This window comes from Rathayibacter sp. AY1A4 (assembly GCF_002930955.1).
GTDB lineage: Bacteria > Actinomycetota > Actinomycetes > Actinomycetales > Microbacteriaceae > Rathayibacter.
On sequence record NZ_PSTN01000013.1, the window covers coordinates 19,237 to 34,643 of the forward strand.

A 15,407-nucleotide genomic window follows, 5' to 3' on the forward strand; every position below is an offset into this window, starting at 1 on the left:
GAAAGGACCTCATGGCCTCCTCGAAGACGCGCACCGCCCCGTACCGCTGCTCGGAGTGCGGATGGACGACCGCGAAGTGGGTGGGCCGCTGCGGCGAGTGCCAGCAGTGGGGCTCCGTCATCGAGAGCACCGAGCGCACCGGCCTCGTCCGCGCGGTCGCCGCTGTGGCTCCGGCCGCCGGCCGCATCGCGCGGCCCATCACCGAGATCGAGACCACGTCGGCGGCGCACCGCCCCACCGGCGTAAGCGAGCTCGACCGCGTGCTCGGCGGCGGGATCGTCTCCGGCGCGGTCGTGCTGCTCTCGGGAGAGCCCGGCGTGGGCAAGTCGACCCTCCTGCTCGAGGTCGCGAGCCGCGCCGCGGCCGAGGGCCAGCGGGTCCTCTACGTCAGCGCGGAGGAGTCGGCCGCGCAGGTGCGCATGCGGGCCGAGCGCACCGGCGCGATGCACGACAGCCTCTTCCTCGCGGCCGAGACCGACCTCGCCACCGTGCTCGGCCAGATCGACGAGGTCCGGCCGGACCTGCTCATCGTCGACTCGGTGCAGACGGTCGCGAGCGACACCGTCGACGGCCTGCCCGGCGGTCCCAGCCAGGTCCGCGAGGTCGCCGCGACCCTCATCCGCGTCTGCAAGGAGCGGGCGCTCCCCCTCGTGCTCGTCGGACACGTCACGAAGGACGGCTCCATCGCGGGGCCGCGCCTGCTCGAGCACCTGGTCGACGTGGTCTGCCACTTCGAGGGCGACCGGCAGACGGCGCTGCGCTTCGTCCGCTCGCTCAAGAACCGCTTCGGCCCGACGGACGAGGTCGGCTGCTTCGAGATGACCGCCGAGGGCATCGCCGAGATCCCCGACCCGAGCGGTCTGTTCCTCAGCCGCACCCGCTTCCCCACCCCGGGCATCTGCGTCACGGTCGCGATGGAGGGACGCCGCGCGCTCCCCGTCGAGATCCAGGCGCTCGTGATCGCGAACGACGGCGAGCACCCCCGCCGCGTCACGAACGGAGTCGACGCGTCCCGGGTCGCGATGATCCTCGCGGTCCTCGAGCGGCAGGCGGGCATCCCCCTGCGGCGCTGCGACGTCTACGTGTCGACCGTCGGCGGCGTGAAGCTCATGGAGCCGGCGGCGGACCTGGCGATCGCGGTCGCCATCGCCTCCGCCCACGCCTACACGCCGCTGCGGCCCGGGATCGCCGCGTTCGGCGAGATCAGCCTCTCGGGAGACATCCGGCCCGCCTCAGGAGCGAAGCAGCGCGCCTCCGAAGCGACACGACTCGGGCACTCCTCGCACCTCGACTCCAGCGCCTTCACCCTCTCGAGCGCGATCACCCACGCGCTCGTCCCCGTTCCCGAGCGCATCCGTCCGGAGCGGGTTCCCACGCACTGACGGCCGCGTCCCCGGCCCGCTGCACAGGCACCCGTCCACCGCTCGGAGCCGCGGGTGCCCCCGTCCACCGCATCGTCGAGCATCGACACCGGAGGCGAACACCGGCTCCGTGGGCACTTCCCGACGGCTCCCCGCGACCACCGCACGCGTCCGATCCGCCGCGGCCGCCCGTCGCAGCCTGCCCCTAGACGCCGCCCGCGCCGCCGCTCGAGGAGCTCGACGAGGATCCGACGTAGCTCGACGTCGACGACGAGAACGAGGACACGCTGCCGGCGAAGGCCGCCGCGTGGAAGCCGTTCGGTCCGGAGTACCAGACCGGCTCCTCGCCGGTGCGCTCGTAGGCCGATGCGAGCTCCGCCGACCACTCCTTCTCGAGACCGAAGAGCACGGCCCACGGCAGCAGGCGCTCCGTCACCTCGACCACCTCGACCGGTCCGACCGTGCGCCGGTCCGCCCCGCGTGGTGACTGCAGCATCGCGATCCGGTCGGCCTCGGCCAGGCGGATGTACAGCTCGAGCCCGCGCAGATGGTCGCACAACTCCGCGCCCGCGGCCGTCAGCGGCACCCTCGAGACCAGGATCGTCCCGACGACGGCCGCAACGATCGCGACGAGCATCAGCACGAGCGGGAGCGCTCCGCCGAAGGAGCGGGTCATCAGGAGGATCGCGCCCAGGAAAGCGGCCATGACACCCAGCAGCAGCGGGACGATCACGAGCACGCTGCCGCCGATCGTCCCGGCCTTCTTCAGTCCCGCCTCGGTCACCCTGTTGCCCAGCGCGGTCTGGAACTGTCCGACGGCCTTGCCGAACTCCTTGTCCTTGCCCGAGAGCTCACGCACCGTCCCCGGCACCCGGCCGAGGGCGATGTCGAGGAACTCGCGGTCGTCGGAGGCGAGGGGCCGCGGGCGTCCCGCGCGTCGCGTCGGCGTCGTCGCGGGGTCCAGCACCCGCACCGCGTACTCCTGCTTCCGCCCCTCCCCCGTCTCCTCGATGCGCACGAGACCGCGGACGGCGGCGTCCAGGAGTCCGGCCGCGGGGGCCTTCGACGTCTTCCGCAGCAGCGCGGCGGAGAGGAACAGCCCCTCCGCGGGCGGGTCGTACTCGGCGACGACGGTCGGGCGGCCGGGAGCGTCGCGGAGCACGGTCCGGCGGCGGTGCACGGCGAGCGCGAGGCCGATCAGGACCGCGGCGAGGCCGCCCAGCTGCACCCAGGACCAGCCGGAGGCGAGGTAGCGGTCGTCCCGCGGCGTGAAGGTCCCGGGAGCGAAGCCGATCGCCACGGTCACGTTCTCCCCCGGAGCCAGCGACTCCCCCGATGCCGTGACGACCGCGCCGTCGCGGCCGATGGGACAGGGGGTCGTCGAGCCCTCCGGTCCCCGGTAGCAGCTGACGGTCCCCGTCGCGGCGGAGGCCAGCGACCCGGCGAGCTCGACGCGCACGTCGTAGCGGTCGAAGGACTGGCGCCAGCCCGTGCCGTTGACGTCCCAGTAGAACTCGTCCTCGCCGCTGCGCGTGCCGGATCCAGGCAGGGTCGTGTTGTGCTGCGTGTAGGTGAAGACGTAGGTCTGGCTGCCGCTGACGAACTCGTCCGCCGCGCTGGTGACCAGGAGGAAGCCGTCCTCGCGCTCGGTGTCGACCGGCCGCGCCTCCCCGTCGCCGTCGGTGACGGACACCAGGTCGACGTCGGTCGGGTGCCCCTCGTAATCGAGCGGGATCGCGCGCTGCATGCCGCGGTTCTGCGACGGCGGGAACTCGGCGACGAAGGTCTCGACAGTGGTCAGCGTCGAGCGGCCCTCCTCGTCGCGGTCGAGACGGAAGTCGGCCGAGTACTCCGAGAACCGGAAGCCGTCCACATCCGCGCGCACGACACCCGCGACGGGCTGCGCAGCCGCGACGGGCTGCGGAGCCGCGACAGGGTGCGGAGCCGCCACGGCCTGCGCCGCCGCTCCGCCGACCAGCAGCGGGACCGCGAGGGCCACGGCCGCCGCGCGCCGCGCGACCACCCCCGCCCGGCCGGTCGAGGCGGACAGGATCGTGCCGAGCAGCCCCCACATGCCTGCGATGCTACGCGCCGACGCACGCCCGGCACGTCCCCCGGGCGGACTACTGGAGCAGGAACTGCGTGGGCGAGCCCGAGGGGATGCCGGCGACCGACACCGACAGGTTGTAGGCGGCGCCGCCCGCCTCGACCGCCTCGCGTCCGCCGGAGCAGGTGTCGGCGGAGGAGCGGGTGCGGTCCCACGTCAGCGCGCTGCCCATCACCGAGCGGCCCGCCTGGAGGAGCACCGGCAGATCGGCCGCGCCGGTCTGGCAGTCGGTCGAGGTCCAGATCTGCTCGGAGCCGCTCGTGATCGTGAAGACCTGCTTGCTCGTGCCCGCGTCGATCACGCAGTCGGTGCTCGAGATGTTGGCCAGCGAGAGCGAGAGCTGCGGATCCTCGCCGGGCGCGTAGCTCGTGGCGTCCGTGACCGCGGTGACGGCGACGGAGTCGGCCGTGCAGGCGGGTGCGGCGCCGGGCGTCGCACCGGGCGAGGTGGTCGGGTAGAGCGTCGGCAGCACGACGGTCGGCGTGGGGCTCGACGCGGCGTCGGAGCCGGTCATCCGCGGGAGCAGCGACAGCACCACCGCCAGGCCCGCGACGATGACGACCAGCGCGAGCAGCACTCCGGCGCGGCGTCGCCGGTAGACCCGGGAGGGCAGGCGGCGAGGCGGCGGAGTCACCGGGACAGGCTACGACGTGGCGGCGGTCAGAGCGTCTTCAGCATGCGGGTGTTGCCGAGCGTGTTCGGCTTCACCCGGGCGAGGTCGAGGAACTCGGCGACTCCCTCGTCGGGAGAGCGGAGCAGCTCGGCGTAGACCTCGGGGTCGACGACCTTCTCGCCGATCGGCTCGAAGCCGTGACGGGTGAAGAAGTCGACCTCGAAGGTGAGGCAGAACAGGCGCTTCAGGCCGAGCTCGCGCGCGTCGTTCTCGAGGCGCTCCAGGATGTGGTGGCCCACACCCCTCCCGAGCCAGTCCTGCGCGACCGCGAGGGTGCGCACCTCCGCGATGTCGTCCCACATCACATGCAGCGCACCGCAGCCGATCGCCGTCCCGTGGCCGTCCTCGGCGATGCGGAACTCCTGCACGGCGCCGTAGAGCACCACGCGGTCCTTGCCCAGGAGGATGCGCTCGTTCACGAGCGGCTCGCTGAGCTCCTGGATGAAGGGGACATCGCTCGTGCGCGCGCGGCGCACCGGGTACTTCCAATCGGCCATTCGACAAGCCTAGGCCGCACCGGGCGCGGGATCCTGCGAGCAGGCGCCCACCCCCCGGACGACGACGTGCCCGCCCCCTCGCGAGAGGGGACGGGCACGGGGTCGTTCGGCAGCCAGCTACGACATCAGGTCGGGCGTCGCCGGGCCGGCCGTGGCCGCTCCGGTGGACGCGCCGGCGCTGATCGAGATCAGACGCGGGGTCGTGGTGAAGACGAACCTGTTGTCGGCGAAGTCCACGTGGATGTGGTCTCCGGCGCCGAGCTCGCCGTGCAGGATCCGCTCGGACAGCTGGTCCTCGATCTCGCGCTGGATCGCCCGGCGCAGGGGGCGCGCACCTAGGGCCGGGTCGAACCCGACCTCGATCAGGCGCTCCTTGGCCGGCTGCGTCAGCTCCACCGTCATGTCGCGGTCGAGCAGACGGTCGCCCAGGCGCTTGATGAAGAGGTCGACGATCTGGAGCAGCTCGGGCTTCGACAGCTGCGGGAAGACGATGACGTCGTCCACGCGGTTGAGGAACTCGGGCTTGAAGTGCTTCTTGAGCTCCTCGTTGACCTTGCCGCGCATGCGGTCGTAGCCGGTGGCGTTGTCGCCCTCGATCTGGAACCCGACGGGACCACCGGCGATGTCACGAGCACCGAGGTTGGTGGTCATGATGATGACGGTGTTCTTGAAGTCGACGACACGGCCCTGGCCGTCGGTCAGTCGACCCTCCTCCAGGATCTGGAGGAGCGAGTTGAAGATGTCCGGGTGCGCCTTCTCGATCTCGTCGAAGAGGACCACGCTGAACGGCTTGCGGCGCACCTTCTCGGTGAGCTGGCCGCCCTCCTCGAAGCCGACGAACCCGGGAGGGGCGCCGAACAGCCGCGAGACGGTGTGCTTCTCGCCGTACTCCGACATGTCGAGCGAGATCATCGCGTTCTCGTCGTCGAAGAGGAACTCGGCGAGCGCCTTGGCCAGCTCGGTCTTCCCGACGCCCGTGGGGCCGGCGAAGATGAACGAGCCCGAGGGGCGCTTGGGGTCCTTGAGGCCCGCGCGGGTGCGGCGGATCGTCCGCGAGAGTGCCGCGATGGCCTCCTCCTGGCCGATGACGCGCTGGTGCAGGGCCTTCTCCATGAAGACGAGCCGCGAGGACTCCTCCTCCGTGAGCTTGAAGACCGGGATGCCCGTCGCCTGGGCGAGGACCTCGGCGATCAGGCCCTCGTCGACCACGCCGGTGGCCTTGACGTCGCCCGACTTCCACTGCTTCTCGAGGCGCAGGCGCTCACCGAGCAGCTGCTTCTCCTCGTCGCGGAGCGACGCGGCCTTCTCGAAGTCCTGGTCCTCGATCGCGGCCTCCTTGGCGGAGCGGACCACGGCGATGCGGTCGTCGAAGTCGCGCAGCTCCGGCGGCGCCGAGAGGATCGAGAGGCGCAGGCGTGCGCCTGCCTCGTCGATAAGGTCGATCGCCTTGTCGGGGAGGAAGCGGTCGCTGATGTAGCGGTCGGCCAGGTTGGCCGCCGAGACGATCGCGCCGTCGGTGATGGACACCTTGTGGTGCGCCTCGTAGCGGTCGCGCAGGCCCTTGAGGATGTTGATCGTGTGGGGCAGCGACGGCTCCGCGACCTGGATCGGCTGGAAGCGGCGCTCGAGAGCGGCGTCCTTCTCGAAGTGCTTGCGGTACTCGTCGAGCGTGGTCGCGCCGATGGTCTGCAGCTCGCCGCGGGCGAGCAGCGGCTTGAGGATCGAGGCGGCGTCGATCGCGCCCTCAGCGGCCCCTGCGCCGACGAGGGTGTGGATCTCGTCGATGAAGGTGATGATGTCGCCGCGGGTGCGGATCTCCTTCGTGACCTTCTTCAGGCGCTCCTCGAAGTCGCCGCGGTAGCGGGATCCGGCGATGAGCGAGCCGAGGTCGAGCGTGTAGAGCTGCTTGTCCTTCAGCGTCTCGGGCACGTCGCCGCGCACGATCGCCTGGGCGAGGCCCTCGACGACGGCGGTCTTGCCGACGCCGGGCTCGCCGATCAGGACGGGGTTGTTCTTGGAGCGGCGGGAGAGGATCTGCATGACCCGCTCGATCTCCTTCTCGCGCCCGATGACCGGGTCGAGCTTGTTGTCGCGCGCCGCCTGGGTGAGGTTGCGTCCGAACTGGTCGAGGATCTGCGATCCCCCCTGAGGCTGCTGCTGCTCACCGCCCACGGCGACCTGCTCCTTGCCCTGGTAGCCGGAGAGCAGCTGGATGACCTGCTGGCGCACGCGGTTCAGGTCGGCACCGAGCTTGACCAGCACCTGAGCGGCGACGCCCTCGCCCTCGCGGATGAGGCCGAGCAGGATGTGCTCGGTCCCGATGTAGTTGTGGCCGAGCTGCAGCGCTTCGCGCAGGGACAGCTCGAGGACCTTCTTCGCCCGAGGCGTGAAGGGGATGTGGCCGGTCGGCTGCTGCTGCCCCTGGCCGATGATGTCCTGCACCTGCTCGCGCACAGCGTCGAGCGAGATCCCGAGGGACTCGAGCGCCTTGGCGGCCACTCCCTCGCCCTCGTGGATCAGGCCGAGCAGGATGTGCTCCGTGCCGATGTAGTTGTGATTGAGCATCTTGGCCTCTTCCTGGGCCAGGACGACGACGCGCCGCGCGCGATCGGTGAATCTCTCGAACATGCTGTCACTCCCTACAGAACCCGCAGGGGTGGGCTCCGATACGTCGACTGTAACCAGCGCTCCCCCCGGTGAGCAGGCCTGTTCGCCCTGGGCGTGCACGCGATCCGGAGGGGTGCGGGCGGCGGTCCCGTCCACCGGTCCATGCGAAGGCATACACTTCCCGCATGAGCAACCTGGAGGAGCATCCCGACGAGCTCCCCGTCGCCGCGGAGCCGGTCCCTCGCGAGTCCGGCGCGGTCGAGATCCTGGAGGCGCGACTCGTCCCGCTCGGCGGTCCGCGCGCGATCGAGGTGCGCCGCACCCTCCCCCAGCGCTCGCGCTCGACGATCGGCGCATGGTGCTTCGCCGACCACTACGGCCCGGTGCGGCTCGGCGAGGAGGCCGGGATGGACGTCCCGCCGCATCCGCACACCGGCCTGCAGACCGTGAGCTGGCTCTTCGAGGGCGAGATCGAGCACCGCGACAGCGTCGGCAGCCTCGCCGTGGTGCGCCCGGGCGAGCTCAACCTGATGACGGCCGGACGCGGCATCTCGCACTCGGAGGTCTCGACCGGGGGCGCGCCCGTCCTGCACGGGGTGCAGCTCTGGGTCGCGCTGCCCGAGGAGGCACGGCTCGTCGATCCGTTCTTCGAGCACCACCGCGGCGTTCCCGTGGAGCTGCCCGGCGCGCTGGTGCGCGTCTTCGTCGGAGGGATGCTGGGCGCGTCGGTGCCCGCGAGCACCTTCACTCCGCTGGTCGCGGCGCAGATCGACCTCGAGCCGGGTGCCCGGGTCGAGCTGCCGGTCGAGGAGTCGTGGGAGTACGGCGTGCTCGTCGACGCCGGCCCCGTGGCGGTCGAGGGTGCGGACGTCCCGCGCTCGGACCTCGCCTACCTGGCGCCCGGCCGCTCGCACCTGGTGCTGACGGCCGGGGACGCGGGAGCCCGCGTGGTGCTGCTCGGCGGCGAGCCGTTCGCCGAGGAGCTGGTGATGTGGTGGAACTTCGTCGGCCGCAGCCACGACGACGTGGCGGCCGCCCGCGAGCGCTGGCAGTCCGACGTGATCGCCTGGGCGGATCCCGCGGGACCGTTCGGCACCGTCGACGGGTACGGCGGACGCGCGCTCCCCGCGCCCGTGCTGCCGACCGTGCGCCTCAAGCCGCGCCGCCGGGCCTGAGCCGAGACCGTCAGGCCGAGGCGCTCCGAGGCGGGGCCCACGACTCGGGAGCGCGGGAGTCGCGATGATCCCGCTCGACCACCGCGACTCCCGCGCTCTCACCGGCGCGTCAGGACGCGTCCGACTCCTTCTTCGCGGCGGCCTTCGCCGCGGCCTCGCGATCGGTGGCCTCGGCCGTCTCGCGGAAGGCGCGGCGCGGGTCCTGCAGCGCGCTCATCGGCGAGAGGTCGCGCGGAGTGACGGCGTCGACGAGCCAGCCCGTGATGATCCGCCACTTGCGGTCCAGGGTCGGCATCGCCGCTCCGTGGTAGGCGCGGTGGGCGAGCCAGGCGGGGAGGCCGCGCAGCTTCACGCCCTTGATCAGGCCCGCGCCCTTGCCGATGCCGTACTCGGCGACGGTCCCGACGGAGGCGTGGCGGTACTCCTCCACGGTGCCTCCGGTGAGGTCGGCGATGATGTTGCGCGCCAGGAGCTTGGCCTGCCGAACCGCGTTCTGCGCGTTCGGCGGGTAGTACGCGGGCTGCTTCTCGCTGGTGAGGTCCGGCACCTGCGCGCCGTCGCCGGCCGCCCAGGCGCCGCCCACCGGCTCGCCGTCCTCGCGGATGACCCGCAGGCGCGCATCCGCCATGACGTGGCCCTTCGGCCCGCGGGGCGCGTCGGTCGCGTCGAGGATCGGGTTCGGCTTCACGCCGGCGGTCCACACGATCGTGGCCGTCGGGATGCGCTCGCCCGAGGAGAGCTCCACGACGCCGTCCTCGCAGGAGGGCATCGTCGTCTTCAGGTGCACGTGCACGCCGCGCGAGCGGAGGTGGTCGAGCGTCCACCTCGAGAGCTCGGGACCGACCTCGGGGGCGACCCGGTCCAGCGCCTCGACGAGGTGCCAGGTCACGTCGCCCATCGAGAGGGAGGGCTGTGCGGCGAGGGTCTTGCGGCTGAGGTCGAGCAGCTCGCTCAGCGCCTCGACGCCGGTGTAGCCGCCGCCGACGAAGACGAAGGTGAGCAGGCGCCGGCGCTCGGCGGGATCGGTGGTGAGCGCCGCCTTCGCGATGTTCTCGATGACGCGGTCGCGCAGGTGCGCCGCCTCCTCCACCGTCTTGAAGCCGATGCCGTGCTCGGCGAGGCCCGGCGTGGGGAACGTGCGGGTGACGGCTCCGAGCGCGAAGACGACCTGGTCGAACTCGATCGTGCGGGTGGAGCCGTCCATCGCGGCGACGGTGGCGCTGCGCTCGGCGAGGCTCACGCCGGTGATCGCGCCGCGGATCACGCGGGTGCGCTTGAGCGCGGAGACCAGCGGCACCGTGACGTGGCGCGGCTGGACGTGCCCGCCGGCGACCTCGGGCAGCAGCGGCTGGTAGGTCATGTAGGGGTTCGGCTCGACGACGGTGACGTCGATCGGCGCCTCCCCCCGTCTCTTCTCGAGGCCCCAGGCCGTGTACAGGCCGACGTAGCCGCCGCCGAGGATGAGGATGCGCGTCGTACGGGATGCCGTCATGTCCGTTCCCTTCTCGAACCCGGCGCCGGGCAGGCGGAACCGGATGGTGCTGAGGACGCTCCGACGCTACGCGGGGCGCGGCGGCCCGCACAGGGCCTTGCGCGACGAGCCGGGGCCGCGCATCCTCCGCCTGCGGGCGGACGGGAGCCGCGCTACTGCAGCGCCGAGGTGAGCCGCGCCAGGTTGTCGAGCAGGGTCGAGCGGAGCGGCTGCTGCCGCCACTCGCGGAGGGTCAGCTCGCGGGAGTGCTCGCGGTAGTCCTGCTGCACCTGGCGCAGGTCCTCGACGAACTCCGAGCCGCGCACCATCAGCGAGACCTCGAGGTTGAGCGTGAAGGAGCGCATGTCCATGTTGCTCGAGCCGATCACGGCGACGTCGTCGTCGATCGTGAAGTGCTTCGCGTGCAGGATGGTCGGCTTGCGGTACATCCAGATGCGCACGCCCGCGGTCAGCAGCGTCTCGTAGTACGAGCGCTGGGCGTGGTAGACCACGGCCTGGTCGCCGATCTCGGAGACGAAGAGCTCCACGTGCACGCCCCGCCGGGTCGCCGTCGTGATCGCGTAGAGCATCGCCTCGTCGGGCACGAAGTACGGGCTGGTGATGATGATCGACTTCTGCGCCGAGTAGAGCAGCGTCAGGAACAGGCGCAGGTTGTTCTCGCCCTCGAACCCCGGGCCGCTCGGCACCACCTGGCAGTCGATGGTGTCGCGCTGCTGCAGCGCCTCCATCGGCTCCGACTCCCGCAGGAGCAGCTCGTCGGTCTCGCTGTACCAGTCGGTGATGAAGATGGCGTTGATGCCCTGCACCACCGGCCCCTCGAGGCGCACCATCAGGTCGTGCCAGTGCAGGCCGCGGCGGATGTTGCCGCGCTTGTTGTAGCTGGAGTCGACGACGTTCTGCGAGCCCATGAAGGCCGCGTTGCCGTCGACGATCAGCAGCTTGCGGTGGTTGCGCAGGTCCGGCCGCTGGTACTGCCCGCGCCACGGCCGCACGGGGAGCATGTACGACCACGAGGCGCCCGCCCGCTCGAGGGCGCGCAGCCGGCGGTGGGTGCCGCTGTAGTAGCCGGGCACGCGGATCGACGCGATGTGGTCGAGGAGGATCCGCACCCGCACCCCGCGCGCCACCGCGCGGTCGAGCGCGTCGAAGAAGGGCGCGGTGGTCGAGTCGGCGGCGAGGATGTAGAACTCGCAGTGCACGTACCGGCGGGCGCGGTCGATCTCGGCGGCCATCGCGCGGATGGTCTGCTCGTAGTCGCCCTGGAGGCGCGCATCGTTCCCGCCGACCAGCGGCATCGCGCCGAGGTTGCGGTTGAGGGTGACCACCGACTCCAGCCACTGCGGCCACGGGTGCTCCCGGGCGACGCGGTCGATGCCGTCGGTCGACTCCAGGATGAACCGGTTGATCTCCTGCTGCTTCCGGCGGCGCTTGCGCGGCAGCCGGTAGCTCCCGATGAAGAGGAACAGCAGGATGCCGACGTACGGGATCAGGAAGATCGCCATCAGCCAGGCGAGGCCGGTGGTCGGACGACGGTTCCGCGGCACGACGATCACGGCGATCACGCGGACCACGAGCTCGACGACGACGGCCGCGATCGGGAGGATCACGGCCCAGTCGGGTGCGGGCACCGCGCCTCCTCGTTCGTCGTGCGGAGCCGATCAGCGGGCGCGGGAGGCACTCGCGAGGCGGCGGTGGTCAGGAGGCGTCGCGGGGAGGCAGGCCGCGGCGCTCGCGCTCGCGGGCCTCGATGCGGTCGTACGCGCGGCGCTCGTTGCGGTCCGAGCGGATGAGGGCGCGCATCACGAACCAGAAGATGGCTCCGACCGTGATCGTCGGCACGAGGGCCCACAGCCCCTGGTTCCACAGCTCCCAGTCCATGCGGCGATCCTACCCGCGGCACCGGCGCGGGAGCCGTGAGCCCGGAGGCCCGTGCGCCCAGCGGCCTTCGCGGGCGCTGGGCGCTACTGGCTCTCGACCGACTTGTTCAACGCCGCGGCATCGGAGTTGAGGCCCTCCAGCTCCGAGCGCAGGCCGTCGTACACGGCGATGTCCGCGTCGATGGCGGCCCGGGTGGCGTCGACGGCCTGGCTGCGGGCGAGCAGATCGGCGCGCTCCGTCTCGAACTCGGCCGTCGATCCGAAGTCGCCGCTGTCGGCGCGCGAGTTGAAGTCGTCGATCTCGACGTTGAGCGCGTCGTACTCGGCGTTGTTCGCGTCGACCCGCGCCGTGAGGTCGGCGTACATCGTCTCGATCCGGGAGACCAGGTCCTCGATGCGGTTCTCGAGATCGGTGAAGACCGCCTCGTAGCGGGCGTTCAGGCCCACGACGACCGAGCGGTCGTCGAAGAACTCGGCGTAGTGCGCCTCGAGCGCCGGCGGCAGGTCGGCCACCTCGGTCCCCAGGATCGAGTGCAGCTCGTTGACGCGCTCGCCGAGGCCGCCGGTGCGGTACAGCTCGAGGCGCTCGGCGATCGTGCCGTCCTGCGGGAGGGTCTCGTACGCGGCCTCGAGCTCGTCGCCCAGCTCGGCCTGCTCCTCCGCGTCGAGCCGCACCCACGCGGCGTGCAGCATCTCGTGGGCCGCCGTCACGTCGCGGATCCCGTCGAGGTCGGGGTTGGCGACGTCCGAGATGTAGATGCTGGTGCCGGTGTAGCAGCCGAGGACGATGTCGTCGGAGGCGCCGTAGCCGCAGAGGTCGTTGAAGCCGGCGGTCGGCTCGACCGACGGGCTCGACGCGTAGTAGAGGGCGCGGCCGCGGTCGGACATGGCGGTCCGCTCCGCGAAGCCGGCGATCGTGGGGTCGGGCGTGAACGCCTCGGCCGCCCGCCGGTCGGCCAGCGCGGTGCCGACGTCGCCGGAGGAGGTGAGGACGCTCGCGGCGACCGCGGTCCCCACTCCGAACTGCGCGATCGTGAGGACGCCCGCCGCGACGGCCGCGACGATGCTCGATGCCCTGACCATGTCTCCCCCTCGGCTCCTGCGACCCTACTTGACGAGCGGGAAGAGGATCGTCTCGCGGATCCCGAGGCCGGTGATCGCCATCAGGAGGCGGTCGATGCCCATGCCCATGCCGCCGGTGGGGGGCATGCCGTGCTCGAGGGCGCGGAGGAAGTCCTCGTCCAGGCGCATCGCCTCGTCGTCGCCGGCGGCGGCCTGGCGGGCCTGCTCGACGAAGCGCTCGCGCTGCACGACCGGGTCGATCAGCTCGGAGTAGCCGGTGGCCAGCTCGAAGCCGCGGACGTAGAGGTCCCACTTCTCGACGACGCCCGGGATGCTGCGGTGCGCGCGCACGAGCGGCGAGGTGTCGACGGGGAAGTCCATCACGAAGGTCGGACGCGTCAGGCCGCCCTTCACGAAGTGCTCCCACAGCTCCTCGACGTACTTGCCGTGCGTGGGGACGTGCACCTCGACGCCCTCGCGCGCGGCGAGGGTCTCGAGCTCGGCGAGCTCCGTCTCCGGCGTGATCGCGATGCCTGCCGCGAGCGACAGGCTCTCGTACATCGAGATGCGGTCCCACCGGCCGCCGAGGTCGAACTCGGTGCCGTCGGCCCAGGTGACCACGTGCGAGCCCGCGACGGCCTGGGCCGCGTTCTGGATCAGCTCCTGGGTCAGGTCGGCGATCGAGTTGTAGTCGCCGTACGCCTGGTAGGCCTCGAGCATCGCGAACTCGGGCGAGTGCGTGGAGTCCGCGCCCTCGTTGCGGAAGTTGCGGTTGATCTCGAAGACCCGGTCGATGCCGCCGACGACCGCCCGCTTGAGGTAGAGCTCGGGCGCGATGCGCAGGTACAGCTCGGTGTCGAACGCGTTCGAGTGCGTGGCGAAGGGGCGGGCGGATGCGCCGCCGTGCATCACCTGCAGCATCGGGGTCTCGACCTCGAGGAACTCGTGCGAGGCGAAGGTGTCGCGGAGGGAGGCGTTCACGCGGGCGCGGGTGACGACCGTCTCGCGGGCCTGGGGGCGCACGATCAGGTCGAGGTAGCGCTGGCGCATCCGGGTCTCGTCGCCGAGCTCGTTGTGCAGGTTCGGCAGCGGCAGGATCGACTTCGCGGCGATCGTCCACTCCGACACCCACACGCTCAGCTCGCCGCGCTTGCTCGAGACGACCTCGCCCTCGACGAAGAGGTGGTCGCCCAGGTCGACGAGCTCCTTCCACGCCGCGAGCGACTCCTCGCCCACGTCGCCGAGCGAGACCATGGCCTGGATCCGCTCGCCGTCGCCGGCCTGCAGGGTCGCGAAGCAGAGCTTGCCCGTGTTGCGCTGGAACACCACGCGGCCCGCGAGGCCGACGCGCTCGCCGGTCTTCACGTCCGGCTCGATGCCCTCGTGGCGCGCCCGGACGGCCGCGATGGTGTCGGTGACTCCGACCGCGACGGGGTAGGCGCCGGCGCCGAGGTCGTCGCCCGCGAGCTCGAGCAGGCGCTCGCGCTTGGCGAGGCGGACGGCCTTCTGCTCGGAGGCCTCCTGCTGCGCGGCCCGCTCGGCGGCGGCCTGCTCGGAGTCGGACTGCTCGGCGGCGGGGGTCGTGGTCTCGGGGACGTCGGGGGTGTCGGCCATGAGGGGTCGCGGTGCTTTCGGTTCGGGGCGGACGGCCGCGATCAGGCGAGCAGGATCGGGGCGTTGTCGAGGAGGCGGGTGGTGCCGACGATCGCGGCGACGAGCACGAGTGCCGGGCCGCGGTGGTCGGCGTCGACCGGGAGGAGCGTCGCGGGATCCACGACGACGAGGTAGTCCAGCTTAACGAGCGGCTCGGCGTGCGCGACGGCCTCGGCGGCCTCGATCGCCGCGGCGGCACCGCGGTCCGCGGCTTCCGCGGCGGCCGCGAGGAGGCGCGGCAGCACGAGGCCCGCGCGGCGCTGCTCCTCGTCGAGGTAGCGGTTGCGGCTGGAGCGGGCGAGCCCGTCCTCCTCCCGCACGATGCCGACGCCCTCGATCTCCACGGGCAGGTCGAGGTCGCGGACCATGCGGCTCACGAGGAACAGCTGCTGCGCGTCCTTCTGCCCGAAGACCGCGACGTCCGGCTGGGCGATGCTCAGGAGCTTGGCGACGACGGTGAGCATCCCGTCGAAGTGGCCCGGCCGCGCGCGCCCCTCGTAGAGGCCGCCGACCTCGCCCGCGACGACCCTCGTGGAGGACGGCCCGTCGGGGTACATCTCGGCGACTCCCGGAGCGAAGAGGAGGTCGGCCCCGGCCGCGTCGAGCAGGGCGGTGTCGCCCTCGAGGTCGCGCGGGTAGCGGTCCAGGTCCTCGGTCGGACCGAACTGCAGCGGATTCACGAACACCGACACGACGACGACGTCGGCCAGCTCGCGCGCCCGCTCGACGAGGGCGAGGTGCCCGGCGTGCAGGGCGCCCATCGTCGGCACGAGCGCGATGCGCCGACCGGCCCGCCGCGCCTCCTGCAGCCGCTCGCGGAGGTCGCCGATGCGGTGGACGGTGCTGATCACCCGACGATGCTACCGGCGGTCCCGCGGCCGCCGGGGCCCTCGGCACCGGGAC

The 15,407-nt window shown here is 71.9% G+C and carries 12 protein-coding genes; 2 read left to right on the forward strand and 10 right to left on the reverse strand.

The annotated features are described in order from the left end of the window. Window positions 1–11: 11 nt before the first annotated feature. On the forward strand, window positions 12–1,382 hold the full coding sequence (radA, locus tag C5B92_RS09410) for a DNA repair protein RadA (protein WP_104350331.1): 1,371 nt from the start codon (window positions 12–14) through the stop codon (window positions 1,380–1,382). 184 nt (window positions 1,383–1,566) lie between these two features. Here radA and C5B92_RS09415 read toward each other — a convergent pair whose 3' ends face one another. The 4 genes from C5B92_RS09415 to C5B92_RS09430 all read right to left on the reverse strand — a co-directional run bounded on the left by C5B92_RS09415 (window position 1,567) and on the right by C5B92_RS09430 (window position 7,266). Next, window positions 1,567–3,435 (reverse strand): DUF2207 domain-containing protein, encoded by a 1,869-nt coding sequence (locus tag C5B92_RS09415; protein WP_104350332.1) that lies wholly within the window; start codon window positions 3,433–3,435, stop codon window positions 1,567–1,569. A 49-nt stretch (window positions 3,436–3,484) separates the two neighbouring features. Next, on the reverse strand, window positions 3,485–4,102 hold the full coding sequence (locus tag C5B92_RS09420) for a hypothetical protein (protein ID WP_104226002.1): 618 nt from the start codon (window positions 4,100–4,102) through the stop codon (window positions 3,485–3,487). Between the two features lie 26 nt (window positions 4,103–4,128). Beyond that, window positions 4,129–4,638, reverse strand: coding sequence for an amino-acid N-acetyltransferase (locus tag C5B92_RS09425; protein ID WP_104234293.1), 510 nt, complete (start codon window positions 4,636–4,638; stop codon window positions 4,129–4,131). A gap of 117 nt (window positions 4,639–4,755) precedes the next feature. After that, window positions 4,756–7,266, reverse strand: coding sequence for an ATP-dependent Clp protease ATP-binding subunit (locus tag C5B92_RS09430; protein WP_104234294.1), 2,511 nt, complete (start codon window positions 7,264–7,266; stop codon window positions 4,756–4,758). 164 nt (window positions 7,267–7,430) lie between these two features. Here C5B92_RS09430 and C5B92_RS09435 point away from each other — a divergent pair, with 164 nt between their 5' ends. Next, window positions 7,431–8,420 (forward strand): pirin family protein, encoded by a 990-nt coding sequence (locus tag C5B92_RS09435; protein WP_104350333.1) that lies wholly within the window; start codon window positions 7,431–7,433, stop codon window positions 8,418–8,420. Window positions 8,421–8,529: 109 nt separating this feature from the next. Here C5B92_RS09435 and C5B92_RS09440 read toward each other — a convergent pair whose 3' ends face one another. From C5B92_RS09440 to panC, 6 genes are all read right to left on the reverse strand, one after another. Beyond that, window positions 8,530–9,912: an NAD(P)/FAD-dependent oxidoreductase gene (locus C5B92_RS09440; RefSeq protein ID WP_104255540.1), complete on the reverse strand. Its 1,383-nt coding sequence runs from the start codon at window positions 9,910–9,912 to the stop codon at window positions 8,530–8,532. 152 nt (window positions 9,913–10,064) lie between these two features. Continuing rightward, window positions 10,065–11,540, reverse strand: a complete 1,476-nt coding sequence (gene cls, locus C5B92_RS09445; protein ID WP_104224093.1) for a cardiolipin synthase — start codon at window positions 11,538–11,540, stop codon at window positions 10,065–10,067. A 67-nt stretch (window positions 11,541–11,607) separates the two neighbouring features. Next, entirely contained in the window at window positions 11,608–11,790 is a 183-nt protein-coding gene (locus C5B92_RS09450; RefSeq protein ID WP_104224094.1) for a hypothetical protein, read from the reverse strand. Between the two features lie 83 nt (window positions 11,791–11,873). After that, complete coding sequence (locus C5B92_RS09455; RefSeq protein WP_104255539.1) at window positions 11,874–12,872, reverse strand: hypothetical protein; 999 nt, start codon at window positions 12,870–12,872, stop codon at window positions 11,874–11,876. Between the two features lie 24 nt (window positions 12,873–12,896). Then, window positions 12,897–14,465: a lysine--tRNA ligase gene (gene lysS / locus C5B92_RS09460; protein WP_104255538.1), complete on the reverse strand. Its 1,569-nt coding sequence runs from the start codon at window positions 14,463–14,465 to the stop codon at window positions 12,897–12,899. Between the two features lie 41 nt (window positions 14,466–14,506). Beyond that, complete coding sequence (panC, locus tag C5B92_RS09465; protein WP_104255537.1) at window positions 14,507–15,355, reverse strand: pantoate--beta-alanine ligase; 849 nt, start codon at window positions 15,353–15,355, stop codon at window positions 14,507–14,509. Window positions 15,356–15,407: the final 52 nt, after the last annotated feature.

What these genes read in the sequence shown, in the direction of transcription:
- radA (WP_104350331.1), top strand. Translation starts at nt 12, where the DNA reads ATGGCCTCCTCGAAGACGCGCACCGCCCCGTACCGCTGCTCGGAGTGC.
- C5B92_RS09415 (WP_104350332.1), bottom strand. Translation starts at nt 3,435, where the DNA reads ATGTGGGGGCTGCTCGGCACGATCCTGTCCGCCTCGACCGGCCGGGCG.
- C5B92_RS09425 (WP_104234293.1), bottom strand. Translation starts at nt 4,638, where the DNA reads ATGGCCGATTGGAAGTACCCGGTGCGCCGCGCGCGCACGAGCGATGTC.
- C5B92_RS09430 (WP_104234294.1), bottom strand. Translation starts at nt 7,266, where the DNA reads ATGTTCGAGAGATTCACCGATCGCGCGCGGCGCGTCGTCGTCCTGGCC.
- C5B92_RS09435 (WP_104350333.1), top strand. Translation starts at nt 7,431, where the DNA reads ATGAGCAACCTGGAGGAGCATCCCGACGAGCTCCCCGTCGCCGCGGAG.
- C5B92_RS09440 (WP_104255540.1), bottom strand. Translation starts at nt 9,912, where the DNA reads ATGACGGCATCCCGTACGACGCGCATCCTCATCCTCGGCGGCGGCTAC.
- C5B92_RS09450 (WP_104224094.1), bottom strand. Translation starts at nt 11,790, where the DNA reads ATGGACTGGGAGCTGTGGAACCAGGGGCTGTGGGCCCTCGTGCCGACG.
- C5B92_RS09455 (WP_104255539.1), bottom strand. Translation starts at nt 12,872, where the DNA reads ATGGTCAGGGCATCGAGCATCGTCGCGGCCGTCGCGGCGGGCGTCCTC.
- lysS (WP_104255538.1), bottom strand. Translation starts at nt 14,465, where the DNA reads ATGGCCGACACCCCCGACGTCCCCGAGACCACGACCCCCGCCGCCGAG.